This is a genomic window from Sphingopyxis macrogoltabida, assembly GCF_001314325.1.
Lineage (GTDB): Bacteria > Pseudomonadota > Alphaproteobacteria > Sphingomonadales > Sphingomonadaceae > Sphingopyxis > Sphingopyxis macrogoltabida.
The window spans coordinates 4915192-4938278 of the sequence record NZ_CP009429.1; the positions used below are offsets into that span (position 1 = coordinate 4915192).

The window sequence follows — 23087 nt, forward strand, 5'->3', positions numbered from 1 at the left end:
ATCAGTCGAACAGCGATGAAACGCTCGATTCGTCGGCGATGCGCTTGATCGCCTCACCGAGCAGCGGCGCGACGGTCAGCGCGCGGACCTTGTTGCTGTCGTTGACCGCGTCGGTCGGCTGGATCGAATCGGTGATCACCAGTTCGGTCAGCTCGCTGGCATCGACGCGCGCCACCGCGCCGCCCGACAGGACGCCGTGGGTACAATAAGCGACGACGCCCTCGGCGCCTGCGGTCTTCAATGCCGCGGCGGCGTTGCACAGCGTGCCCGCCGAATCGACGATATCGTCGATCAGGATGCAGAAGCGGCCCGACACGTCGCCGATGATGTTCATCACCTCGGATTCGCCGGCGCGTTCGCGGCGCTTGTCGACGATCGCGAGCGGGGCGTTGTCGAGGCGCTTGGCCAGCGCGCGGGCGCGCACCACGCCGCCGACGTCGGGCGACACGACCATCAGATTCTTGTCGCCGAAGCGCGCCTGAATGTCGGCGCTCATCACCGGCGCCGCGTAGAGATTGTCGGTCGGGATATCGAAGAAGCCCTGAATCTGCCCGGCGTGGAGATCGATCGCGAGGACGCGGTCGGCGCCCGAGGTGGTGATCAGATTGGCGACGAGCTTGGCCGAGATCGGGGTGCGCGGGCCGGGTTTGCGGTCCTGACGGGCGTAACCGAAATAGGGGATGACCGCGGTGATGCGCTTCGCCGAGGCGCGGCGCAGCGCGTCGGTGAGGATCAAGAGCTCCATCAGATTGTCGTTCGCGGGGAAGTTCGTCGGCTGGACGATGAAGACGTCCTGACCGCGGACATTTTCGTGAATTTCGACGAAGACTTCCTCGTCGGCGAAGCGGCGCACGCTGGTGTCGGTGAGCGGCAGTTCGAGATAGTCCGCGATCGCGCGGGCCAGCGGCAGGTTGCTGTTGCCGGAGATGAGTTTCATGGGGTGCGAAGCCCTTTCGCGCGGGGTGGGATTGCGGGCCCCCTTAGCCAGCGGGGGCGGATAGGGGAAGGCCAATCTTCAGCCTGATTGTCCGCTGGTCACGCCGGTCGTTGCAATCGCCGCCCACGCGCGTATGGCTCGCGCCATGACTGCTGCCGATACGCTCACCATCGTTCTGGCCCAAATGACGCAGGCGGTCGGCGATCTTGCCGCCAATGCCGACGCGATGCGCGGCGTCCGGGCGCGGCACCGGCGAGCCGACCTGATCCTCTATCCCGAGCTGCAACTGATCGGTTATCCGCCCGAGGATCTGGTGCTCAAACCCGCACTGGCCGAGCGCGCGGCAAAGCTGCTCGCCGAACTCGCCGCCGATACCGCCGACGGCGGCCCGGCGATGCTCGTCGGGTCTGTCGAGCGGGACGGAGACAGTCTCTATAATATCGTCGCGCTGCTCGACGGCGGAAAGATCGTCGCGACGCGGCGCAAGCACGAGCTGCCCAATTACGGCACCTTCGACGAAAAGCGCGTCTTCGCACCGGGGCCGCTGCCCGACGTCGTCGAATGGCGCGGGGTCAAGCTGGGGCTGCCGATCTGCGAGGACGGCTGGCTGCCGACGGTGTGTAAGCATCTGGCCGATCAAGGGGCCGAACTGCTGATCTCGGTCAACGGCAGCCCGTACGAGATCGACAAGGACGACCGCCGCCTGACGCAGGTGTTCCGCAGCCGCGTCGACGAGACGAACCTGCCGCTGATTTTCCTCAACCGGATCGGCGGGCAGGACGAGCTGGTGTTCGACGGCTGTTCGTTCATCCTCAATGCCGATGGTTCGACCGCACATCGGCTGACCGACTGGGAGCCCGAGGAGCGCGTGACGCGCTGGACGAAAGGTGCTGGCGGCTGGACCTGCGACGCGGGGGCGATCGCCGAATGGGAAGCGCATCCCGCCGACATTTATAGTGCGATGATCGTGAGCCTGCGCGATTATGTCGAACGCAACCGCTTCCCCGGCGTCGTGCTCGGCCTGTCGGGGGGGATCGATTCGGCGATCTGCGCGGCGATCGCCGCCGATGCGCTCGGCCCCGACAAGGTCTGGTGCGTGATGCTGCCGAGCCGCTTTACCAGTCGGGAAAGCCTCGACGACGCGGCCGGCTGCGCCGCGATGATCGGCTGCAAGCTCGATACGATCCCGATCGTACCCGCGGTCGAAGCGTTCGACGCGATGCTCGCGGGCAGCTTCGCCGACCGCGACGTCGATATCACCGAGGAAAATGTCCAGTCGCGCATCCGCGGCGTCACGTTGATGGCACTCAGCAACAAATTCGGCCCGATGCTGCTGACGACCGGCAACAAGAGCGAGATGAGCGTCGGTTACGCGACCATCTATGGCGACATGGCCGGCGGCTACAACCCGCTGAAGGATGCGTACAAGATGACCGTCTTCGCGCTCGCGGCGTGGCGCAACGCGAATATCCCGCGCCTGTCGCGCAACCCCGTGACGCCGGTGATGCCGGCGAACATCGTCACCAAGCCGCCGAGCGCCGAGCTGCGCCCCGACCAGAAGGACGAGGACAGCCTGCCGCCTTATGCCGATCTCGACCGCATGCTCCACATGCTCGTCGAGGAGGAAGCGAGCGTCGACGATGTGGTGGCGAAATATGGTTTCGACCGCGACGCGGTGGTGCGGATCGAGCGCTTGCTGATGCTCGCCGAATATAAAAGGCGGCAGGCACCGCCGGGGGTCAAGCTGTCGACGCGCAATTTCGGACGCGACCGGCGCTATCCGATCACGCACGGGTTCCGCACCGCCTGATTCGCCATCAGCGCGAAAAAGGTTATAGGCGCGCCATGACCGTCACCACCCGCTTCGCCCCCTCGCCGACCGGCAGCCTGCATGTCGGCAACGTCCGCACCGCGCTCCACAACTGGCTGTGGGCGCGGAAACATGGCGGCCGCTTCCTGCTGCGCATCGACGACACCGACCTCGGGCGGTCGAAAGAGGAATATGTCGAGGGCATCCGCGCCGACCTGGGCTGGCTGGGGCTCGACGTCGATGGCGAGGAAAGGCAATCGGCGCGCTTCGACCTCTATGAGGCCGAATTTGCGAAGCTGCAGGCGGCGGGGCGCGTCTATGCCTGTTACGAGACGCCCGAGGAACTCGACATCCGCCGCAAGATATTGCTGTCGCGCGGGTTGCCGCCGGTTTACGAACGCAAGCCCGACGGTGCGCCGGTGCCCGACGGCATCGCACCGCACTGGCGCTTCCGGCTTGATCATGACGCGCCGATCGAATGGACCGATATGGTTCGTGGGCCGCAGCATTTCGATCCAAAGACCATGTCCGATCCGGTCGTCCGCCGCGCCGACGGAAGCTGGCTTTACCTGCTGCCGAGCGTGATCGACGATATCGCGATGGGGATCAGCCATGTGGTGCGCGGCGAGGACCATGTGTCGAACACCGCGGCGCAGATCCAGATGTTCGACGCGCTGGGCGCGACACCGCCCGCCTTTGCGCACGAGGCGCTGCTCGTCGGCACCGAAGGCAAATTGTCGAAGCGGCTCGGTTCGCTCGGCATGGCGAGCCTGCGCGAGGAGGGCATCGAGCCGATCGCGCTCGTCGCGCTGCTCGCGCGGCTGGGGACAAGCGACCCGGTCGAGCCGGTGACCGATGTCGCCGCGCTGGTCGAGAGCATCGATTTCGCGCGCTTCGGCCGTGCCCCGGCGCGCTTCGACGAGGCCGAACTCGCGCTGCTCAATCAGAAGATATTGCACCACACCGGCCATGCCGCGGTCGCCGGCCGGCTGCCCGCCGCGATCACGCCCGCGCGCTGGGAAGCGATCCGGCCGAATCTGGCGACGGTCGCCGAAGCGGCCGAGTGGGTCGCGGTGTTCGACGGGCCCTTTACGCCCCCGGCCGCGGAGGCGGCCGACCGGCCGGTGCTCGCCGCCGCGGCTGCCGCGGCGCCCGGCATCGACTGGGGCGCCGACCCCTGGCACGCGCTGACCGGCGCCGCGAAAGAGGCGACCGGCGCCAAGGGCCGCGCGCTGTTCCTGCCGCTGCGCCGCGCGCTGACCGGGCGCGATCATGGTCCCGATATGGGCGAACTGCTGCCGCTGATCGCGAAGGATCAGGCGGTGGAGCGGCTTTCCGCCGGCTGATCCATCGCGCTCGATCGTGGCGGACTTTGCCGATCAGGCCGCTTGACAATATCTGTAACGTTATATTATCTCATTGCTATGGCTTGGCCGATAGCGGCGGTCGATACGCAGCGGGGCCGGGTCACCCAAGGCAAGGAGAGATGCCATGACCCTGATACCCATGATTTCGGCGCTCGCCGCGACGCCCCGCACGGCGCCGGCACCCGCCGGTCCATTGATGCTTTCGCCGCGCGACAGCTATGGCGCCGGTAACCGACACCGTCCTGTCGCCGCGCTGCTGGCCGTCGGCCTGCCCGCCGCGCTGGTCGTCGCAGTCGCGCTGTCGCCGATGATCATCAAGGAACCGCCGCGCACGGCGGACAAGCCCTGGACGACCATTTTCCTGCCGAAGCCCGACAAGCCCGAGCCGCCGAAGCCCAGAGCCGAGCCGCAGACGCAGCCGAGGACTTCGCAGCCGACCGAAACGGTCGACCCCCTCGTCGATACGACGCCGATCCGCGATGTCTTCGTCGATAAGGGACCGGTCGTGATCGATCCGCGGCCCTTGCCGCCGGGCCCTCCCGTTTCGGTCGATCCCCCGGCCCCGCCGAAGCTGGTGCTCGCACAGCTCGATTCGCGCTATGCCGGATCGTTCCAGCCCGAATATCCGGCGCGCGAGCAGCGTGGCGGGATCGAGGGCGTGGTGACGGTGCGGGTGCTGATCGGCACCGACGGGCGGGTGAAGGCGGTCGAACAAGTGAGCGGCGGCAATCCCGCCTTCTTCGAAGCGACGAAGCGGCGCGCGCTGGCGAAATGGCGGTTCAAAGCCGCGACGCGCGGCGGGGTCGCCGAGGAAAGCTGGAAGGAAATGACCGTGCGCTTCCAGATCAGGAACGGCTGACCCGGTATTCGGGACCCCTCCCGGGCGGGCGGCCGGGTGCCGTCCGCCCGCTCCTTTTGCTTGACAGTGACGCCGAATCCCGTCAGAGGCGCGCGGATAGTTGGGGGCGGCGCCTGCGCGCGGCCCTCTCTGTTTTTTCAGAGCAGCAGCCGGGGCCCGCGTCCCGCCGCATCGTCCGCCCCGGCGGCAGGTGCGAAGATTTTTCGAGGAACAGGGCCATGGCCAAGCCGACGACCGTCAAGATCAAGCTGGTGAGCACCGCCGACACGGGCTTTTTCTATGTGACGAAAAAGAACCCCCGCACGATGACCGAAAAAATGTCGGTGCGGAAGTACGACCCGCGTGCGCGCAAGCACGTCGAGTTCAAGGAAGCCAAGATCAAGTGACGCATTTTCCCGTGCGCTGATGGCGCGCTGTGTGAAAATGCATCGTCCCGGACGTGATCCGGGATCCAGAAGGGCGGCGATTGCGCCGCCCTTTTTCGTGCGTGGCGCATGAGGGAGCCCGGGGTGAGAAGCGGACTTACCTCCCCCGCTTTCGTCATCCCGGACTTGATCCGGGATCCATGACGACGGCGCAGCTATGGATCCCGGATCAAGTCCGGGATGACGAATGAAAAAGGTCCGCAACCGACCGCTTCCCGCCGTTCAACTCAGCAGCGGTTCCAGCGCCTCCCATTCGCGCTCGACGGCGCGGCGTCCGGCGTCGATCGCGGCGCGGATTTTCGCGGGATCGAATTCGAGCGTTTCGGAAAATTCCGCCTCGGGCTCGATGATCCGGATCGGCGCGAAGCGATAGCGCGATATCTGGACGTCGAGCGGGCGGAGGATGCGCGCCGCCTGCGCGCCGCCGATGCCTTCGGACTGGAGCACGCGAAGCTGCGCCTCGCGCGCCGCGATCAGATCGTTGATCAGCGCCGCGCCGGCGAGGTCGTTCGCCGATACCTCCGATTGCAGGATATCGACCGCGCGCAATCCGATCTTGATCAGATTCTTGTACGTGCGGATGGGCCCCGGCTGCGGCGCGGGCGAGGCGCGGACCGCGATGACGCCGCGCGGGTTCATCTCCAGCGCTGCGCTGAGCGGCGTCACGTCGCGTACCCCGCCGTCGACCCATTGTTCCTCTGTGCCGTCGCTGGCGCGCGTCTTCAGCGGATCGAAGAAGAGCGGCATCGCGCAGCTCGCATAGACCCAGTTGTGGATGCCGGGCACGCTTTCGTCGATGCTGCGATAGGTGCCGGTGCCGAGGTTGACGACGCCGAGCAGCAGCTTGCGCCCGGCGGTGCGCAATTTTTCCTCGTCGGCGAAATCCTTGAGCAGGCGTTTCAGGGGCGCGGCGTCGTAGATCGCATTCTCGCCGAGGATGCCGCCGACGACACCGAGCGGCCGTTCCTTGTAGATCGACGCATTGCCGCGAAGCCCGAGCCAGGTGTCGAGCAGGCGCGGCACATCGTCCTGTGCGACCCCCAGCGCCTGAATCGCGCCGGTCGAGACGCCGGCGACGATGTCGATCCGGACGCCGCGGTTGACGACGAGTTCGTGGACGACGCCGACCTGGAACGCGCCCTTGGCGCCCCCGCCGCTGAGCACGATTGCGAGACCGCCTGCCATGTCCGCCTCTCCTTTTCGGAAGGGGACAGTCTACCGCATATCGGACGTGCCGCGAAGGGGAAGGTTCGGCGCTGGCGCTGCCGACGGGATGGCCGCTCCGGGACGGGGGCAGCGACCGAGCTGCACAAAAAATAGGCATAGCGTTGCTCAGCCTGCCCATTTGACGACCGTTTCCATCAAGGCGGGACCGCAAATCTTCACAAAATGTCAATTCTTCCCGCCCGCGCGCAATTTGGCACGGCTGTTGCACTGCAACATTGGCAGCAAGCAGAAGGGGGCATCATGAAGCTGATCCTGGCTATCATCAAACCGTTCAAGCTCGACGAGGTGCGCGAAGCGCTCACCGGGCTGGGTATCGCCGGCATGACCGTGACCGAGGTCAAGGGGTTCGGCCGGCAAAAGGGGCAGACCGAAATCTACCGCGGCGCCGAATATGCGACCAACATGGTCCCGAAGGTGAAGATCGAACTCGTCTGCGACGACGCGCTCGCATCGCGGGTGGTCGAAACGCTTCAGCAAAGCGCCGGCACCGGTTCGATCGGCGACGGCAAGATCTTCGTCCTCGACGTGGGTCAGGCGGTGCGCATCCGCACCGGCGAGACCGGCGAGGCGGCTCTCTAATGACGAAGGGGGAAAATATGACGTTCGCAAAGAAGATTGCGGCCGGCGCCGGGGCCACGGGCCTCGCGCTGTTCGCCGCGCTGCCCGCTTGGGCACAGGAAGCCGCCGCCGCGGCGCCCGAACCCGTCGTCGACAAGGGCGACACCGCGTGGATGATGATGTCCACCGTGCTCGTGCTGGCAATGATCCTGCCCGGCCTCGCGCTGTTTTACGGCGGCCTGACGCGCACCAAGAACATGCTCTCGACGATGACGCAGATCGGCGCGCTCGCCTGTCTCGCGATGATCGTCTGGGTTTGCTACGGCTACGGCCTCGCTTTCGGGCCCGAAGGCAATGCCTTCATCGCCTGGGGCAAGTTCTTCCTTGCCGGCGTGACGCCCGACAGCCTTGCCGACACGTTCAGCGACGGCTTCAAGCTCCCCGAATATGTGTTCATCAGTTTCCAGATGACCTTTGCCGCGATCACCCTCGCGCTCGTCATCGGGGCGACGGTCGAACGCATGAAATTCTCGGCGGCGCTCGTCTTCGGCCTGATCTGGCTGACGATCGTCTATTTCCCGATCGCGCACATGGTGTGGGCGGCCGGCGGCCTGTTCTTCGAAATGGGCGCGCTCGATTTCGCCGGCGGCACCGTGGTGCACATCAACGCCGGTGTCTCGGCGCTCGTCGCCTCGCTGATCCTCGGCAAGCGCATCGGCTACCAGAAGGAAATCATGGCACCGCACTCGCTGACGCTGACCATGGTCGGCACCGGCCTGCTGTGGGTGGGCTGGTTCGGCTTCAACGCCGGTTCGGCGCTCGAAGCCAATGGCTCGGCGGCACTCGCGATGATCAACACCTTCGTCGCCACCGCTTCGGCCGGCCTGTTCTGGATGATCGCGGAAAAGGTCGCCGGCCACAAGCCTTCGGCGCTCGGCTTCTGCTCGGGCATCATCGCGGGCCTCGTCGCCGTGACGCCGGCCGCGGGCAATTCGGGACCGTTCGGCGCCATCGTCCTCGGCGCCGTCGCTTCGCTGATCTGCTTCTATGCGGTGACCGTCCTCAAGCCGAAGCTCGGCTATGACGACGCGCTCGACGCCTTCGGCATCCACGGCATCGGCGGCATCGTCGGCGCGATCGGCACCGGCATCGTCTATGCGCCGAGCCTCGGCGGCCCCGGCGGCGACGATTTCGCCATCGGCCCGCAGCTGGTGACGCAGATCTCCGCGGTTGCCGCGACGATCGCCTGGGCCACCGTCGGCACCGTGATCGCAGTCTACATCGCCAAGGCGCTCACCGGCCTCCGGGTTTCGGAAGAGGTCGAACGCGAAGGGCTCGACCTCGGCGAACATGGCGAGCGTGCCTATAATATCTGACGAGACAGGATACCCGCCGCCGCGCTCTCTCCTCTTTCAAAAGGGCGGCGGGATCCTACCGGGGTTCCTCCTGCGAACCACTGGCCGGGGCTTGTCCCCGGCCTCTTTTTTTGACCTTTAGTGGCCGGAACGGCCACGGGCCCGGGGCTTGTCCCCGGCCTCTTTTTTGTGCGCCGGAGAGCCAAGCGGCAAAGCGAAATTACCCCTTTCCAACATGACATTAATGTGGCATTCATTGCGTCAACAGTTTCAGGAGGGGAGAGCCTGAAAGGCTGGGCCGGGACGCAAGTCCCGGCCCTCTTTTTTTGTGCGCAGCATGTGCATCACAAAGAAACGGCGGTTTTCAGACCTTGTTGCGGCGATAGTGCAGCACGGCAAAGACGCGCCAACCGCCGTCCGGCTGCAGGATCGAATCGCTGACGGTCAGCGTTCCGTCCGTATCGAGCGCATAGGTCGAGCGGCCGATCTCGACATCGGCGCTGCCCCAATGCGTCCACCAGACCGGCCCTTCGATGCCCCCCGAAACGGGGCGCGTACGGCCATAGCTGTCGGACCATTTGCCGTGCAGCCGGCCCTCCGCGTCGAGACTATATCCCGCCTCCGCCGAATAGCGCACCGGCGGCGTTCCATCGATGCTCAGGCGATAGACGAGCGACGTCGCGCCGCCTTCGCCGGGCGCAATCGCCAGCGTCGCGGTCGCCGGCTTGCCGAACGCTTCGCCCGCCCCGCTCCAACTGCCGTGCCAGGCGGCGAGCGATGGCGATTCGGCAGGCGCCGCCGGCGCGATTAGCGCCGCCACCGCCCACCAGAGCGGCGTCATGCCGCCATCTCGGACTGCGAGAACATGAAGGCGTTGCCGTCGGGATCATAGAAGGTGATCAGCTTCACCAGTCCGGGGATATGCTGGATGTCGCCATCCTGCCGCACGCCTTCGGCATCGAGATGCGCCTTCGCCGCGTCGATGTCGGCGACCTCGAACACATTGGTCGCGCCGCCACCCTGCGTCACGCTTTCGACCTCGCTGAGCCCGACGTTGACCCCCGCCATCGGCGTCGCCAGTTCGCACCAGCCGATTTCGTCGGCGCGGTAGAGCAGCTTGCACAGCATCACCCGCTCGTACCAGGCGATCGACGCGGTCATGTCGCGGACCCCCATCGAACAGGTGAGTTCTGATCCGATCTGAAGCGCCATGTCGTTCCTCCCGTTGCCGGAGGGCAATCGACCATGGCGGGAATCATCCGGCCCATATCGCTTGCCCCGATAGTCCGGTTTGTATAGTTAGTTGCAAATGCGGTCAACCATAGCCGATCCCTTGCTTGTCCAGCTTGGCAGCCATCGCTGGCTCGTGCCGCTGCTCGCCGATCTGGCGGCCCACCGCGGCGCGCGCTTCGTCGAGCTGGTTCACCGGCTGGGACTGCCGCGCGACAGCCTGACGCGCACCCTCGACGCCGCCGCGGCGCTCGGCTGGGTGCAGCGCAACCCCGGGCACGGCCACCCGCTGCGCCCTGAGTATATCCTCACTGAGGCGGGCCAGTTCGCCGCCACGCGCGCCGCGACGATCGCCGCGGCGCAGCGCGCGATCGGCCTGCCCCCCGGGGCCGCGACGCGCTGGGGCCTGCCGCTCGTCGCCGGGATCGGCGCCGGGCACGAGCGCTTCAACGCGCTGTCGCGCCTGCTCGCCCCCGCGACGCCGCGCGCGCTGTCGCAGGGCCTAACCGCGCTCGGCAGGCATGGGCTGGTGACGCGCGAAATCCTCGACCTGCGCCCGCCGGCGAGCTGCTATGAACTGACCGGAAGCGGGCGTTTGCTGGCGGTGGCCTGCGCGGCCTAGGCGAGCGCCGCCCTCACGAAGTCGGCGGCGCGTTCGCCGATCATGATGCTCGGCGCGTTGGTGTTGCCGCTGACCAGCCGCGGCATGATGCTCGCGTCGGCGACCCACAGCCCGTCGACGCCGTTCAGCTTCAGCGCCGGATCGACCACCGCATCGGCGTCGCTGCCCATCCGGCACGTGCCGACGGGGTGATAGACGGTATCGGCGCGGCTGCGGATCAGCGCGTCGAGCGCGGCATCGTCGCCCAGATCGACCGGATGGCGGTCGACCCCGGCATAGTCCGACAGTGGCGGCGCCGCAGCGATGCGGTGCATCATCCGCACCCCCGCCCGCAAGGTCGCCATGTCGCGGTCGTCGGTCAGGAAGCCCGGATCGATCAGCGGCGCCGCAGCGGCATCGGGGGACGCCAGCGTGACCGACCCGCGGCTTTCGGGACGCAGCACGCAGGCGTGGCAGGAAAAACCATGCCCCTTCACCTTCGTCCGGCCATGGTCCTCGAGCATCGCGGGAACGAAATGATACTGGATGTCGGGCGCGGGCAGGTCGGGGCGCGATTTCCAGAAGCCGCCCGCCTCGGCGAAGCAGGTCGTCATGATCCCGGTGCGTTTCGTCCGATGCTCGAAGATCGCCTTGACCATCCGCCAGGTGCCGCCCGTGCTGTCGCCGAACGGGTCGGTCGAGCGCGTCTCCCAGCTCGAAACATAGTCGATATGGTCCTGCAGGTTCGCGCCGACGCCGGCCCGGTCGAGCGCGACGTCGATGCCCTTGTCTTTCAGATGCGCGCCCGGCCCGATCCCCGACAGCATCAGGATTTGCGGGCTGTTGAAGGCACCCGCCGACAGGATCACGCCGCCGCGCGCGCGCAGCGTCTCGCGCTTCGCTCCCCGGCGGATGACGACGCCGGTCGCCCGGCCATCCTCGACGACGATCTTTTCGACCAGCGCGCCGGTGCGGACCGCGAAATTGCCATGCGCGCGCAGCGGCTCGACATAGGCGCGCGCCGCCGACCAGCGCTCGCCCGCTTTCTGCGTTACCTGATAGAGGCCGAAGCCTTCCTGATGGGCGCCGTTGAAATCCGGGGTGCGCGGCAGTTGCAGCGCCGCGGCGCTCTCGACGAACCGCCGGCTGGTCACATTGGTCCAGCGCTGGTCCATGACATGGAGCGGGCCGTCGGCGCCGTGCCATTCGTCGGCGCCACGCTCGTTGCCCTCGCTGCGCCTGAAGAAGGGCAGCACGTCGGCGTAGCTCCACCCCGTCGCCCCCAGCGATGCCCACTGGTCGTAGTCGAACGCGTGGCCGCGGATATAGACCATCGCGTTGATCGCGCTCGACCCGCCGAGCCCGCGGCCGCGCGGCTGGTAGCCGATCCGGCCGTTCAGCCCGCGCTGCGGCACCGTTTCGTAGCGATAGTTGGACGTATCGGGGATGAAGGGCATGAAGCCCGGCGTCTTGACCCGGATCGTGTCGTTCCGCCCGCCCGCCTCGACCAGGCATATGCTGCGCTCGCCGTCTTCGGCAAGCCGCCCCGCCGCCGCGCTCCCCGCGCTGCCGCCGCCGATGACGATGATGTCGAACTGATCCATGCTCCGCGCTCTCCCTCGCGCCGCCCGCCGGCGGTCGTCCGGATGCTTACATGAATGTCATTAGGGGGAGTGGCAAGAGCGAGATCGCATAGTTCAACGTCACCCCGGACTTGATCCGGGGCCTGCCTTGTTTTGAAGAAAGAAAAGGCGGGTGCCGGGTCAAGCCCGGCATGACGGCAAAGGGAGAATTACTCCGCCGCTTCCTCGACCGGCCGTCCCGCCGCCCAGCGTTCCTTGATCATCGCGCTCGTCGCGCGGCTGCCATCGTGGCTCCAGCCGGGCTCGCGCCACATATAGCCGAGCTTGTGCCGCCACGGCGCGTGCCAGACGTCCTTCGCGATGCCGACCCATTCGTGGACCGCAGCCCACAGGATGTTGAAGCTGCCGAGCTGCTTGACGATCCCATAGCGCACCGGCTCGTCGTCGCGTTCGGCGACGAAGCTGCCGAACATCTTGTCCCAGATGATGAAGACCCCGGCATAGTTGGCGTCGAGGTAGCGCGGGTTGACGCCGTGATGGACGCGGTGGTGCGACGGGGTATTCATCACCGCCTCGAACCACTTGGGCAGCCGTTTGATCGCTTCGGTATGGATCCAGAACTGGTAGATGAGGTTGAGCCCGGCGCAGAAAAAGACCATCGCGGGCGGAAAGCCGATCAGGAACAGCGGCAGGCGGAACAGGAAGGTCAGGCTGAAAAAGCCCGTCCATGTCTGCCTGAGCGCGGTCGACAGATTATAATGCTGCGAGCTGTGGTGGATGACATGGCTCGCCCAGAACCAGCGCACGCGGTGCGCGCTGCGATGGAAGGCGTAATAGGCCAGGTCGTCGAGGAAGAAGCAGAGGATCCACGCCCACCACCAGCTTTTGAACTCGATCCCGATGTCGAACAGCCGATATTGATAAACCCAGACCGACATGCCGATCACCGCCGCCCCGACGAGCGCGCCCGCGACCTGACTGACCGTCCCGAGCATCAGCGACGTCAGCGTGTCGCGCGTCTCGTAGCGGCTCCTGTCGCGCCGCAGCGAGAGGATCATCTCGGCGATCAGCAGCAGGATGAAAGCGGGGACCGCATAGACGACGGGATCGGGAAGCTCAGGCACGGTTGATTGTCCCTTCTGACGAAGGGACTGCGGCACCGGCCCGCTCCCCCGCCGCCTGAGGCGACGCGGGGCGCCGAGGGCCTCCCATTTCAGGATACTCTGTGGGAGGCCGGGCGGGGGAGCGGGCCGGTGCCGCCGCGTTCGGCTCTGCCGAACGCCCCGAAAGCGTTCGCATCCGCGATGCCCACATCCCCGCATCCTTTCCCAGTTGCAGCGTCACCGCGCCGAAGGTCTTCTCCGGCATCGTCAGCGTAAGGAAATCCTTGTCGAGCCGCCCCACGACGCTGGCGTCGACCGGCCGCGCCGCAAAGAAATTGCCGTGCGCGCGCACCAGCATCATTCGCCCCTCGGCATTGCGCACGATCGCGGCAAAGCCGGCGCGGTCGCGCGCGACCTCGACGCCATGAAACCCGGCCTCGGCCTCTTCGGCAAGGCGGATCGCATGATCGGCATCGGCGATACGCGGGTCGGCGCCGAGGCCCATCCGCTTGACCAGCCAGGCGACGAAGATCACCGCGACGAGCGATGCGCCGAGCTGGATCAAAGCGGCCTGATTCATTTTTCCCCCGCGAGCGCGTCCAGCATCGGCCGCAGCCCCGACAGATCGTAACCCGCCTTCGCCGCCGCATCGACGATAGCGTCGACATCGTCGCCGGCGCGGGCGCGGGTCAGCGCCCAGAGGTGTGTCGAGCGCGTGCCCGAACGGCAGTAGGCGAGGATCGGTCCCGTCGCGTGCGACAATATCTTGTCGAGCGCGTCGATCTGCGCATGGCTGAACCCCGCATGGCCGACCGGGATCGCCGCATAGGCAAGTCCCTCGGCCGCGGCGGCGTGGGCGATATCGTCGCCCTGCGGCGCCGAGGGCTCTTCGCCGTCGGGACGGTTGTTGAGCACCATCGCAAAACCTTGCGCCTTGGCCTCGGCGACATCTTCGATGCCGATTTGCGGCGCGACGCTGAACTGGGCGGACAGGGGACGAAAATCGCTCATGACCGCGATCTACTCCTACCGCCCGCGTGCTGACAAGCGTGAAGGTGAAGCAGCGCTTGGCGCGTGCGTCAGAACTGGCGGATCACGTTCAGAAACGCGTCGCCCCAAGCCTCGAGCTTCTTGCCGCCGACGCCGGGAATATCCGCCAGCGCGCTGCGCGTCGCGGGACGTTCGCTCGCCATCGCGCGCAGCACCGCATCGTGGAAGATCACATAGGGCGGCACCCCCGCCTCGGCGGCGAGTTCGCGCCGCATCGCCCGCAGCGCATCGAACAACGGATCGCCGACGGGGTTCGCCGCGGCGCGATCGGCCCGCCCCGCACGCTGCATCCGCTTCGCGGGCGGTTCGGCGATCAGCACCGGCAGTTCGCCCTTCATCGCCGCGCGGCCGGCGGGACCGAACATCAGCCCGCCATGCTCGGTGGTCGCGAGGACTTCGCGCGCGACGAGCGTGCGGACAAGCGGCTTGATCAGCCGCGCCTCCTCGCCCGCGACGATGCCGAACACCGACAGCTTGTCGTGCCCGCGCTGGGCGATGCGTTCGTCGCTCTTCCCGGTCAGCACCGCCTCGACATGCCCGGCGCCGAAGCTCTGCCCGGTGCGATAGACCGCGCTCAGCAATTTCTGCGCGAGCACCGTCGCATCGACCTGGCGCGGCGGATCGAGGCAATTGTCGCAATTGCCGCAGCGTTCGGGCGGGGTTTCGCCGAAATGGCGAAGCAGCAGCGCGCGGCGGCATTCGACCGTCTCGACGAGCGCGCCGAGCGCATTCAGCCGGGCCCGCTCGCCCGCGATGCGCGCCTCGGGCAGCTCGCCGAGCCGCATCCGCGCGCGCGCGAAATCCTCGGCGCCCCACAGCATCAGCGCTTCGGCAGGGTCGCCGTCGCGCCCGGCACGGCCGGTTTCCTGATAATAGCTTTCGATCGACTTCGGCAGGCCGGCGTGCGCGACGAAGCGCACGTCGGGTTTGTCGATCCCCATGCCGAAGGCGACCGTCGCGGTGACGATGCCGTCCTCCGACGCGACGAAATCATGCTGGACCTGCGCGCGCCGTTCGGGGTCGAGCCCGGCGTGATAGGCGGCGACGCTGCGCCCCGTCGCGGCGGCGAGTTTCGCCGCCATGCGCTCGGTCCCGTCGCGCGTCGGGCAATAGACGATGCCCGGCCCCGGATTGGCGGCGATGAAGTCGGTGAGCTGCTTTGCCGGACTGACCCGCGGGGTGACCCGGTAGCGGATATTCGGGCGGTCGAACCCTGCGAGCACCAACCCGTCGGCCGGGATGCCGAGCTGGATCAGGATATCATCGCGCGTGTGCCGGTCCGCCGTCGCGGTGAGCGCGAGCCGCGGGACATCGGGGAAGGCGTCGAGCAGCGGGCGAAGCAGGCGGTAATCGGGACGGAAGTCATGCCCCCATTCGGACACGCAATGCGCCTCGTCGATCGCGAACAGCGCCGGGCGCCGGGCGTCCATCAGCGACCGGAACCCCTCGCCCGTCGCACGTTCGGGCGCAATATAAAGGAGGTTGAGCTGGCCGTCGCGATACGCCTGCCGCGTGTCGGCGAAATCGGCATCGACGCTGGTCAGCGACGCGGCGCGGATCCCCGCCGCGCGCGCGCCGCGGAGCTGGTCGTGCATCAGCGCGATCAGCGGCGACACCACGACGACGCAGCCGTCGAGCGCGACCGCGGGAAGCTGGTAGGTCAGCGACTTTCCCGCCCCGGTCGGCATCACCGCAAGCGTCCGTTCGCCCGCCATGACGCGGCCGACGACTTCCGCCTGCTTGCCGCGGAAGGCATCGAAACCGAAAGTCGATTTAAGCAGGGGGAGGAGCGCGTCGACGGGCATCGGAGGGGGCGATAGGGAAGATGGCGATGCGGGGGAAGTCCCGATCTCGTCAATATTGGGAGCGAACACCCAACCTTGTCATCCCCGCGAAAGCGGGGACCCAGAGCAGGCGCCGGCTGACCTCGCTCCTGGATCCCCGCTTTCGCGGGGATGACGAAGGTGGGCGTGATGGGCTAGCCCCGCGCCAGCAGCGCCCGTTCGGCCATCCGTGCCGCCGTTTCGCGTTCGGCCATCACGACATGGTCGGCACCGCGGCGGACGAGGTCGTTCACCTCCTCGTCCGAATGCGCGCGCGCGACGATGACCAGCTTGGGATTGATCGCGCGGGCGCGGCGGACGATCGCGCCGGCCTCGACCCCCTCGGGGATCGCGATCAGCAGGGTCGAGGCGGTGTCGAGCCCGGCCTGGCGCAGCACGCTTTCGCTCGCGGCATTGCCGACGATCACCATCGCGCCCGCCGCCCCGGCGGCGGCGGCCATGTCCTTCTGGTCCTCGATCACCGTCAGCGTCTCGCCGCGTCCGCACAGCAGTTCGCCGATATGGCTGCCGACGCGGCCAAAGCCGATCAGCACGGTGCGCGCGGGCTCGGCCGCCACCGCCTCGACATCGGCGTCGCCGTCGGCCGCGGGCGCCTCCTCCGACCGGATGCGCCGCACCGCGAGAGTGAAGAAGAGCGGGTTGAACAGGATCGACAGGATCGATCCCGCGAGGATCAGGTCGCGCGCCTCGGCCGGCATCACCTTCAATCCGACACCGAGCCCGGCGAGGATGAAGGAAAATTCGCCGATCTGCGCGAGGCTGACCGACACCGTCAGCGCGGTCTGGTTGGGGTGGCCGAAGGCGCGGACGATCGCCCATGCCGCGAGCGACTTGCCGAACACGATGATCGCGACGGTCGCGATCACCGGCCCCGGCTGCTCGACGAGCACCTTGGGGTCGAAGAGCATGCCGACCGAAACGAAGAACAGCACCGCAAAGGCGTCGCGCAGCGGCAGCGTTTCCTCGGCGGCGCGGCGGCTGAGTTGCGTCTCGCCGAGGATCATCCCCGCGAAGAAGGCGCCGAGCGCAAAGCTGACGTCGAACACCACCGCCGCGCCGAACGCGACGCCGAGCGCGATCGCGAGCACCGCAAGGCGGAACAGCTCACGCGAACCGGTGTGCGCCACCCAGTGCAGCACCCACGGCAGGATGCGCCGCGCGACGACCAGCATGAAGGCGACGAACCCCACGACCTTGAGCGCGACGATCCCCGCCGACTGGAGCAGGCTCGCCGAGCCGCCCTCATCGCCGCGCCCGCCGAACAGTGCGGGGAGGAGGACGAGCGCGAGCACCATCGCCAGATCCTCGACGATCAGCCAGCCGACCGCGATGCGGCCCTTTTCGGTTTCGACCATGTCGCGCGCCTGCAGCGCGCGCAGCAGCACGACGGTGCTCGCGACCGACAGCGCCAGCCCGAACACGGCGCTGCCCGCAAGCGACCAGCCGAGCCACAGCCCGAGCCCGATGCCGAGGCCCGTCGCGACCGCCATCTGGACGATCGCCCCCGGCACCGCGATCTTTCGCACCGAGAGCAGGTCCTTCAACGAGAAGTGCAGTCCGACGCCGAACATCAGCAGGATGACGCCGATCTCGGCCAGCTGCATCGCCAGCCCGGTGTCGGCGACGAAGCCGGGCGTGAACGGCCCGACCATCACCCCGGCGAGGAGATAGCCCGCGATCGGCGATATCTTCAGCCGGTGCGCGAGCGCGCCCATCAGGAAGGCGACGCCGAGGCCCGCGACCACGGTGCCGATCAGGGTGGTGTCATGCGGCATATTCCCCTGCGTAAGGGGGGGAGGTGCGGGGGGTCAACCCAACCCGACCAATTTAGTTACGATTGACGGAGCGCGCCCGTCGAGCGGCGCGACGGCGACTAAACCGTCCCCTCTTCCTTCTCCGCCTGCTGACGCGCCCACATGTCGGCGTAGAGCCCGCGCATCGCGAGAAGCTGGTCGTGCGTGCCGGTTTCGGCGACGCGGCCCTTTTCGAGCACGATGATCCGGTCGGCGCCCGTTACCGTCGACAGGCGGTGCGCGATCACCAGCGTCGTGCGGCGCTCGGCGATGCGGTCGAGCGTGTCCTGGATCGCCGCCTCGGTGCGGCTGTCGAGCGCGCTCGTCGCTTCGTCGAGGATCAGCAGCGGCGGATTCTTGAGCAGGGTGCGCGCGATCGCGACGCGCTGTTTCTCGCCGCCCGACAGCTTGAGCCCGCGCTCGCCGACCTCGGTGTCATAGCCCTGCGGCAACAGCGCGATGAAGGTGTCGATCGCCGCGCCCCTGGCCGCCGCCGCGATGTCGTCGGCGCTCGCGTCCTCGCGGCCATAGGCGATGTTATAGCCGATGGTGTCGTTGAACAGCACCGTGTCCTGCGGGACGATGCCGATTTCGGCGCGCAGGCTTTGCTGCGTCACCTGCGAAATATCCTGGTCGTCGATCGTGATCCGGCCGCCCTGCGGGTCGTAGAAGCGGAAGAGCAGCCGCGCGATCGTCGACTTGCCCGCCCCCGACGGCCCGACGATCGCCAGCGTCTCGCCCGCCCCGACCGCAAAGCTCACCCCGTTCAGGATCGTGCGGTCGGGTTCGTAGCCGAAGACGACATTCTCGAACGCCACCGCGCCGCCGTTCACGACGAGCGGCCACGCGCCTTCGACGTCGCGGATTTCGGGCGGCGTGTCGATCAGGCGGAACATCGCCTCCATATCGATGAGGCCCTGCCGGATGACGCGATAGACCATGCCGAGCATGTCGAGCGGGCGGAAAAGCTGGGCGAGCAAGGTGTTCACCAGCACGACGTCGCCGACCTTATACTCGCCGGTCGACCAGCCCCACACCGTATAGGCCATCGCGCCCGCCATCGCGGCGTTGGTGATGAAGCTTTGCCCGACGTTGAGCCAGGCAAGGCTGTTCTCGCTCTTCACCGCAGCGCGTGCATATTGGTCGGCGACGTCGCGATAGCGCGTCGCCTCGCGCTCTTCGGCGCCGAAATATTTGACCGTTTCGTAATTGAGCAGGCTGTCGACGCTGCGCCCGACGGTTAGCGTGTCGAGGTCGTTCATGCGGACGCGCAGCGCGTTGCGCCAGTCGGTGACCTTGCGCGTGAAGATGATGTAGAGGATCACCATCAGCGCGGTCGCGCTGGCGAGGCCGAAGCTGAACTTGCTCCAGAAAATGACGAGCACCGCGACGAGTTCGATCACCGTCGGGGCGATGTTGAACAGCAGGAAATAGAGCATCGTGTCGATGCTCTTGGTCCCGCGCTCGATCACCTTGGTGACTTCGCCGGTGCGCCGCGCGAGGTGGAAGGGCAAGGACAGCGCATGAAGGTGGGTGAAGGTCGCGATCGCGAGCTCGCGCGTCGCATCCTGCCCGACACGCTCGAACACGACGTTGCGGAGATTGTCGAACAGCACCCCGGCAAAGCGCGCGCCGGCATAAGCAAGCACCAGCCCGATCGCGAGTGCGACGCCTTCCTCCATTCCCGGCGCCATGCGGTCGATCGCGGCGCCGTAGAGGAAACCCATCGATAGCTGCACGCCTTTCGACGCGAGCACGATCAGCGCCGCGGCGATAATGCGGATCTTGTGTTCAGTATGCCCCGCCGGCCACAGATAGGGCAGGAAACGCTTCAGCGTCGCCAGAACGGGCGGTTCGCGGCTGGCGTCGGCGCTGGTGGAGGTATCGGGCGGCATGCGCGCCCCATGTAGGGACGCGCGGCGCTTACGCCAAGCGCCGAACGGTCAGCGCGATTCGCGGTATCCCGATCGCTGCATGATACGGTCGATCAGCCGGCGTTCGCCGGGCGTCGGACCGGGAATCACCGGCGCGCCGGGATTGTCGCGATAGCGGGGCAGGGGACGCCGCGGCGGGGCGATCGGCGGGATGCGCATGACCTTGATGCCTTTTCAGCGCGGTATCGCCCCCTTGGCACCGCGGGTGGTTGGTCCCCGCGTCCTGCCTGTCCCGGCGATGCTTTCCGCCCTACCAAAAGGCGTGGTTACTGCTTTCTTTCCGGTACCGTGAAGGTGCCCGTCACGCGCCCGCCGGTACCGCCCTGCACCGGATTGCCGTCGGGCCCGCGCGCGGCGCCGCGGCCGTCGACCGTCGCGCGGCCGCTGTTCAGGTCGATCACCAGCCGCCCGCCGTTCAGGCGGTTGCCGCGCTGGGTCAACTGGACATTGCCGACCATCGTGATCAGCCGCCGGTCGAGGTCGTAGATCGCGACATTGCCCGATGCGCGTTCGTCGCCCTTGACCACGGTCACCCCGCCGGTTGCGTCGAGCCGGTTGACGTCGGTGCCGCCCGAGCGGGTATAGGCGACGGTCATCCGCGGCGCGGTGACCGTCAGCCCGGCCTGCGTCACGCGGACGTCGCCCGCCAGCACGACGCGGTCGGCGCGGTCCTGCACCTCGATGCTGCCCGCGGCGAAATCGACCGGGGCGCTGCTGTTATGATTGGCGAGCGCCTGCGCCTGCGCGGTATCGCCGGCGCCGGTCGAAACGAGCGCGAGACCGGTGAGCGCAAAGGAGGCGCCCGCGATCGCCATGCTCTTCATGGTCCAGAGGCGGTTCATTTGAGCACTCCCTGATTGATCCTGAGCCGCGCGTTGCCCGACAGGCGGACGATCCGCTGGTCGAGATCGGCCGATAGCTGGTTGGCCGAAAACGGCCCGATATTCAACGCGCCATTGACCCCGCCGCGCCCGACGAGGCTGCGGCTCTTGAGGTCGATCGCGACATTGCTGGCGTCGATGCGATAGCCGCCGGCGCTGCGCACCTTCACCGTTCCCGGGACGTCGACCTTTTCGGTGTCCATATTATAGGCGCCGTTCGCCGCGGCGATCGTCGCGGGGCCGTCGGCAAGCTTGATCGCGCCCGACAGCTCGTTCATTTTCACGATCGGTTCGGCGCTCGACTGCTGGACCGCGCTGCCCGCGAGCAGGGCGAAGGGCTGTCCCTTGGCATCCTGGCCACGATATTCGGCGCGCGTCACCTTCATCCGCTCCTTCGCCACCTCAACCTTGTCCTTGGCGAGCAGGAAGCTGATCTCGGTGCGCTGGGTAAAGGGCGAGAAGATCAGGATCGCGGCGACGACGCCGATGACCAGCGGCAGGCCATAGCGCAGGATGCGCACGACCTTGTCGTGGCTCGACCCGCTGGCCGCCCACATCCGGCGCATCGTGCGATCAAGGTCGGCGCGTTCGGACATCCGCGAATCGCTTCCTTACGTGTGCGCGAAGATGTCGACCTCGGGCCAGCCAGCCAGGTCGAGCGCCGCGCGCGTCGGCAGGAAATCGAAACAGGCCTGCGCCAGCTCGGCGCGTCCCTCGCGCGCCAGCCGGGCGTCGAGCACCTCCTTCATCGCATGCAGGAAGCGGACGTCGCTCGCCGCATAGTCGCGCTGCGCCTCGCTGAGTTCGTCGGCGCCCCAGTCGCTCGACTGCTGCTGTTTCGACACGTCCTGGCCGAGCAATTCGCGCACCAGTTCCTTGAGCCCGTGGCGGTCGGTATAGGTGCGTACCAGCTTCGAGGCGATCTTGGTGCAATAGACGGGCGCGGTCACGACGCCGAGCGCGTGCTGCAGCGCGGCGATGTCGAACCGGGCAAAATGGAACAGTTTCAACCGGTTGGGATCGGTCAAGATCGCCTTCAGCACCGGCGCGTCATAGGCGCTGCCGGGTCCGAAGCGGACCAGATGCTCGTCGCCCGTCCCGTCGCTGATCTGGACGAGGCACAGCCGGTCGCGCAGCGGGTTCAGACCCATGGTCTCGGTATCGATGGCGACGGCGCCGGGGCCCAGCACCCCTTCGGGCAGATCTTCTTCGTGGAAATAGACGCTCATCCGCCCGCCTTAGGCCAAGCGGCCGCGCCGCTCAATGACTGGTTTGCGCCCGCCTGCGCGACCCGCCCGAAGGCCACGGCAAAGCGTGGTAATCGCGCAACAGCGGCTTGAATTTTCTGTTCGCAGGAGCCCTGCAAATAGGTTATATATTGCGTTCTTGGCGGCACGGGGCGAGTCTGTGCCCGTGGTGAACTGCGTCCCCGTCCGGCGCAAAGAGCCGGCTGAATGGGTGATGGACGAACCGAAAGCGACTATTAGACTATGAGTTTCAACAAGGATCGCCGCGGCCAGCGGGGGCGCGGCAAGCGCGATGATTTCGGCAATTTCGACAGCTTCGAACCTGCACCCTATGGCGGCGACAGCTATGGCGGCGGACGCGGCGGCTTCGGCGACCGCGATCGCGGTGGTTTCGGCGGCGGTGACCGTGGCGGCGGCTTCGGTGGCGGCGATCGCGGCGGCTTCGGCGGCGGCGGCGGTGGTGGCGGCTTCGGCGGCGGACGCGGCGGCGGCATGCCGGCGCAGGTCGTCGGCGAAGGCAATGGCACGGTTAAATTCTTCAACCCGTCGAAGGGCTTCGGCTTCGTCGCCCGCGACGACGGCGGCGAGGACGTGTTCGTCCACATCAGCGCGGTCGAGCAGGCGGGGCTGCAGGGCCTCGCCTCGGGCCAGCCGCTCGGCTTCACGCTCGTCGAACGCAACGGCAAGGTGTCGGCGATCGACCTCAAGATCGAAGGCGAGCCGCTGCCGATCGAGGAATTCGCTCCGCGTCGCGACGATCGCGGCGGCCCCGGCGGCGACCGTCCGGGCGGCGCCCGCGGCCGGCGCCAGCTGACCGGCGAACGCACCTCGGGCACGGTGAAGTTCTTCAACACCACCAAGGGCTTCGGCTTTATCGCGCGCGATGACGGGCAGGCCGATGCCTTCGTCCACATCAGCGCCGTCCAGCGCGCCGGCATGGCGGGCCTCGAAGAGGGCGACCGCGTCGCCTTCGACATCGAGGTCGACGATCGCGGCAAGTTCGCCGCGGTGAACCTGCAGCCGCATCAGGATTGACGGCGGCACAAGCAAAACGGAAAGGGCGGCCTCGGGCCGCCCTTTTTGTTTCGGCTCCGCGTGGCCGGCCCCGGAATGCCCGAGTGACGGCTTCGGGGTGGGAAGCGGACGTTTCCAACTTTTGTCATCCCCGCGAAAGCGGGGACCCAGAGTAGTGTAAACCCGCCCTGGGTTCCCGCTTTCGCGGGAATGACACAATTGAGGAATTCCAAACGACTTACGTCCACTCCCGGCCGTTAGCTGCCGCA

Annotated in this window: 23 protein-coding genes; 8 read left to right on the forward strand and 15 right to left on the reverse strand. The window is 67.3% G+C overall.

The annotated features are described in order from the left end of the window. Window position 1 precedes the first annotated feature (1 nt). Complete coding sequence (locus tag LH19_RS23720; protein ID WP_054732157.1) at window positions 2-937, reverse strand: ribose-phosphate pyrophosphokinase; 936 nt, start codon at window positions 935-937, stop codon at window positions 2-4. 145 nt (window positions 938-1082) lie between these two features. Between LH19_RS23720 and LH19_RS23725 the strand changes: the two genes are divergently transcribed. The 4 genes from LH19_RS23725 to rpmG all read left to right on the forward strand — a co-directional run bounded on the left by LH19_RS23725 (window position 1083) and on the right by rpmG (window position 5359). Next, on the forward strand, window positions 1083-2747 hold the full coding sequence (locus LH19_RS23725; RefSeq protein WP_054732159.1) for an NAD+ synthase: 1665 nt from the start codon (window positions 1083-1085) through the stop codon (window positions 2745-2747). 35 nt (window positions 2748-2782) lie between these two features. After that, on the forward strand, window positions 2783-4093 hold the full coding sequence (locus LH19_RS23730; protein ID WP_054732160.1) for a glutamate--tRNA ligase: 1311 nt from the start codon (window positions 2783-2785) through the stop codon (window positions 4091-4093). Window positions 4094-4238: 145 nt separating this feature from the next. Next, the gene (locus LH19_RS23735) at window positions 4239-4973 is read left to right on the forward strand and encodes an energy transducer TonB (RefSeq protein ID WP_054732162.1); all 735 of its coding nucleotides are present in this window, start codon (window positions 4239-4241) and stop codon (window positions 4971-4973) included. Window positions 4974-5191: 218 nt separating this feature from the next. Further along, window positions 5192-5359, forward strand: a complete 168-nt coding sequence (rpmG, locus tag LH19_RS23740) for a 50S ribosomal protein L33 (protein WP_003042331.1) — start codon at window positions 5192-5194, stop codon at window positions 5357-5359. Window positions 5360-5620: 261 nt separating this feature from the next. On the opposite strand, the gene LH19_RS23745 is transcribed toward rpmG, so the two are convergent. After that, complete coding sequence (locus tag LH19_RS23745) at window positions 5621-6583, reverse strand: patatin-like phospholipase family protein (protein WP_054732164.1); 963 nt, start codon at window positions 6581-6583, stop codon at window positions 5621-5623. 282 nt (window positions 6584-6865) lie between these two features. On the opposite strand from LH19_RS23745, the gene LH19_RS23750 reads away from it, so the two are divergent. Next, window positions 6866-7204, forward strand: coding sequence for a P-II family nitrogen regulator (locus tag LH19_RS23750; RefSeq protein ID WP_054590471.1), 339 nt, complete (start codon window positions 6866-6868; stop codon window positions 7202-7204). 17 nt (window positions 7205-7221) lie between these two features. Then, window positions 7222-8559 carry an ammonium transporter gene (locus tag LH19_RS23755; protein ID WP_054734228.1) on the forward strand — a complete coding sequence of 446 codons (1338 nt, stop codon included), beginning with the start codon at window positions 7222-7224 and terminating at the stop codon, window positions 8557-8559. 343 nt (window positions 8560-8902) lie between these two features. On the opposite strand, the gene LH19_RS23760 is transcribed toward LH19_RS23755, so the two are convergent. Further along, window positions 8903-9379: a hypothetical protein gene (locus tag LH19_RS23760; protein ID WP_054732166.1), complete on the reverse strand. Its 477-nt coding sequence runs from the start codon at window positions 9377-9379 to the stop codon at window positions 8903-8905. After that, window positions 9376-9750 (reverse strand): VOC family protein, encoded by a 375-nt coding sequence (locus LH19_RS23765; protein WP_054732169.1) that lies wholly within the window; start codon window positions 9748-9750, stop codon window positions 9376-9378. The genes LH19_RS23760 and LH19_RS23765 overlap by 4 nt, the downstream gene beginning before the upstream one ends. A 97-nt stretch (window positions 9751-9847) precedes the next feature. Here LH19_RS23765 and LH19_RS23770 point away from each other — a divergent pair, with 97 nt between their 5' ends. After that, complete coding sequence (locus LH19_RS23770) at window positions 9848-10390, forward strand: winged helix-turn-helix transcriptional regulator (RefSeq protein WP_054732171.1); 543 nt, start codon at window positions 9848-9850, stop codon at window positions 10388-10390. Here LH19_RS23770 and LH19_RS23775 read toward each other — a convergent pair. The 11 genes from LH19_RS23775 to LH19_RS23820 form a co-directional block, all read right to left on the reverse strand. Continuing rightward, on the reverse strand, window positions 10387-11973 hold the full coding sequence (locus LH19_RS23775; protein WP_054732173.1) for a GMC family oxidoreductase: 1587 nt from the start codon (window positions 11971-11973) through the stop codon (window positions 10387-10389). The genes LH19_RS23770 and LH19_RS23775 overlap by 4 nt on opposite strands. A 188-nt stretch (window positions 11974-12161) precedes the next feature. Beyond that, the gene (locus LH19_RS23780) at window positions 12162-13076 is read right to left on the reverse strand and encodes a sterol desaturase family protein (RefSeq protein WP_054732175.1); all 915 of its coding nucleotides are present in this window, start codon (window positions 13074-13076) and stop codon (window positions 12162-12164) included. Further along, on the reverse strand, window positions 13069-13635 hold the full coding sequence (locus tag LH19_RS23785) for a hypothetical protein (RefSeq protein WP_234716018.1): 567 nt from the start codon (window positions 13633-13635) through the stop codon (window positions 13069-13071). Before LH19_RS23785 ends, LH19_RS23780 begins: the two co-directional genes overlap by 8 nt. Next, window positions 13632-14066, reverse strand: coding sequence for a TIGR01244 family sulfur transferase (locus tag LH19_RS23790; RefSeq protein WP_054732177.1), 435 nt, complete (start codon window positions 14064-14066; stop codon window positions 13632-13634). Before LH19_RS23790 ends, LH19_RS23785 begins: the two co-directional genes overlap by 4 nt. Before the next feature lie 68 nt (window positions 14067-14134). Next, complete coding sequence (gene recQ / locus LH19_RS23795) at window positions 14135-15910, reverse strand: DNA helicase RecQ (RefSeq protein WP_054732179.1); 1776 nt, start codon at window positions 15908-15910, stop codon at window positions 14135-14137. Between the two features lie 173 nt (window positions 15911-16083). After that, window positions 16084-17724, reverse strand: coding sequence for a YbaL family putative K(+) efflux transporter (gene ybaL, locus LH19_RS23800; protein ID WP_054732181.1), 1641 nt, complete (start codon window positions 17722-17724; stop codon window positions 16084-16086). A gap of 98 nt (window positions 17725-17822) precedes the next feature. After that, window positions 17823-19637: an ABCB family ABC transporter ATP-binding protein/permease gene (locus LH19_RS23805; protein WP_054732183.1), complete on the reverse strand. Its 1815-nt coding sequence runs from the start codon at window positions 19635-19637 to the stop codon at window positions 17823-17825. A gap of 48 nt (window positions 19638-19685) precedes the next feature. Further along, window positions 19686-19835 carry a hypothetical protein gene (locus LH19_RS28875; RefSeq protein ID WP_156344061.1) on the reverse strand — a complete coding sequence of 50 codons (150 nt, stop codon included), beginning with the start codon at window positions 19833-19835 and terminating at the stop codon, window positions 19686-19688. 107 nt (window positions 19836-19942) lie between these two features. Next, window positions 19943-20518, reverse strand: a complete 576-nt coding sequence (locus LH19_RS23810) for an LptA/OstA family protein (RefSeq protein ID WP_145923583.1) — start codon at window positions 20516-20518, stop codon at window positions 19943-19945. After that, the gene (gene lptC / locus LH19_RS23815; protein WP_054732186.1) at window positions 20515-21153 is read right to left on the reverse strand and encodes an LPS export ABC transporter periplasmic protein LptC; all 639 of its coding nucleotides are present in this window, start codon (window positions 21151-21153) and stop codon (window positions 20515-20517) included. The genes LH19_RS23810 and lptC overlap by 4 nt, the downstream gene beginning before the upstream one ends. A 15-nt stretch (window positions 21154-21168) precedes the next feature. Continuing rightward, complete coding sequence (locus tag LH19_RS23820; RefSeq protein WP_054732187.1) at window positions 21169-21786, reverse strand: ribonuclease D; 618 nt, start codon at window positions 21784-21786, stop codon at window positions 21169-21171. Between the two features lie 261 nt (window positions 21787-22047). Between LH19_RS23820 and LH19_RS29725 the strand changes: the two genes are divergently transcribed. After that, window positions 22048-22839 carry a cold-shock protein gene (locus LH19_RS29725; RefSeq protein ID WP_054732189.1) on the forward strand — a complete coding sequence of 264 codons (792 nt, stop codon included), beginning with the start codon at window positions 22048-22050 and terminating at the stop codon, window positions 22837-22839. The last annotated feature ends 248 nt before the right edge of the window (window positions 22840-23087 follow it).

Coding starts and splice junctions, on each gene's coding strand:
- rpmG (WP_003042331.1), top strand. CDS start 5,192: ATGGCCAAGCCGACGACCGTCAAGATCAAGCTGGTGAGCACCGCCGAC.
- LH19_RS23785 (WP_234716018.1), bottom strand. CDS start 13,635: ATGAATCAGGCCGCTTTGATCCAGCTCGGCGCATCGCTCGTCGCGGTG.
- ybaL (WP_054732181.1), bottom strand. CDS start 17,724: ATGCCGCATGACACCACCCTGATCGGCACCGTGGTCGCGGGCCTCGGC.
- LH19_RS23720 (WP_054732157.1), bottom strand. CDS start 937: ATGAAACTCATCTCCGGCAACAGCAACCTGCCGCTGGCCCGCGCGATC.
- LH19_RS23755 (WP_054734228.1), top strand. CDS start 7,222: ATGACGTTCGCAAAGAAGATTGCGGCCGGCGCCGGGGCCACGGGCCTC.
- LH19_RS23810 (WP_145923583.1), bottom strand. CDS start 20,518: ATGAACCGCCTCTGGACCATGAAGAGCATGGCGATCGCGGGCGCCTCC.
- lptC (WP_054732186.1), bottom strand. CDS start 21,153: ATGTCCGAACGCGCCGACCTTGATCGCACGATGCGCCGGATGTGGGCG.
- LH19_RS23765 (WP_054732169.1), bottom strand. CDS start 9,750: ATGGCGCTTCAGATCGGATCAGAACTCACCTGTTCGATGGGGGTCCGC.
- LH19_RS23745 (WP_054732164.1), bottom strand. CDS start 6,583: ATGGCAGGCGGTCTCGCAATCGTGCTCAGCGGCGGGGGCGCCAAGGGC.
- LH19_RS28875 (WP_156344061.1), bottom strand. CDS start 19,835: ATGCGCATCCCGCCGATCGCCCCGCCGCGGCGTCCCCTGCCCCGCTAT.
- LH19_RS23760 (WP_054732166.1), bottom strand. CDS start 9,379: ATGACGCCGCTCTGGTGGGCGGTGGCGGCGCTAATCGCGCCGGCGGCG.
- LH19_RS23775 (WP_054732173.1), bottom strand. CDS start 11,973: ATGGATCAGTTCGACATCATCGTCATCGGCGGCGGCAGCGCGGGGAGC.
- LH19_RS29725 (WP_054732189.1), top strand. CDS start 22,048: ATGAGTTTCAACAAGGATCGCCGCGGCCAGCGGGGGCGCGGCAAGCGC.
- LH19_RS23750 (WP_054590471.1), top strand. CDS start 6,866: ATGAAGCTGATCCTGGCTATCATCAAACCGTTCAAGCTCGACGAGGTG.
- LH19_RS23805 (WP_054732183.1), bottom strand. CDS start 19,637: ATGCCGCCCGATACCTCCACCAGCGCCGACGCCAGCCGCGAACCGCCC.
- recQ (WP_054732179.1), bottom strand. CDS start 15,910: ATGCCCGTCGACGCGCTCCTCCCCCTGCTTAAATCGACTTTCGGTTTC.
- LH19_RS23725 (WP_054732159.1), top strand. CDS start 1,083: ATGACTGCTGCCGATACGCTCACCATCGTTCTGGCCCAAATGACGCAG.
- LH19_RS23770 (WP_054732171.1), top strand. CDS start 9,848: ATGCGGTCAACCATAGCCGATCCCTTGCTTGTCCAGCTTGGCAGCCAT.
- LH19_RS23730 (WP_054732160.1), top strand. CDS start 2,783: ATGACCGTCACCACCCGCTTCGCCCCCTCGCCGACCGGCAGCCTGCAT.
- LH19_RS23790 (WP_054732177.1), bottom strand. CDS start 14,066: ATGAGCGATTTTCGTCCCCTGTCCGCCCAGTTCAGCGTCGCGCCGCAA.
- LH19_RS23735 (WP_054732162.1), top strand. CDS start 4,239: ATGACCCTGATACCCATGATTTCGGCGCTCGCCGCGACGCCCCGCACG.
- LH19_RS23820 (WP_054732187.1), bottom strand. CDS start 21,786: ATGAGCGTCTATTTCCACGAAGAAGATCTGCCCGAAGGGGTGCTGGGC.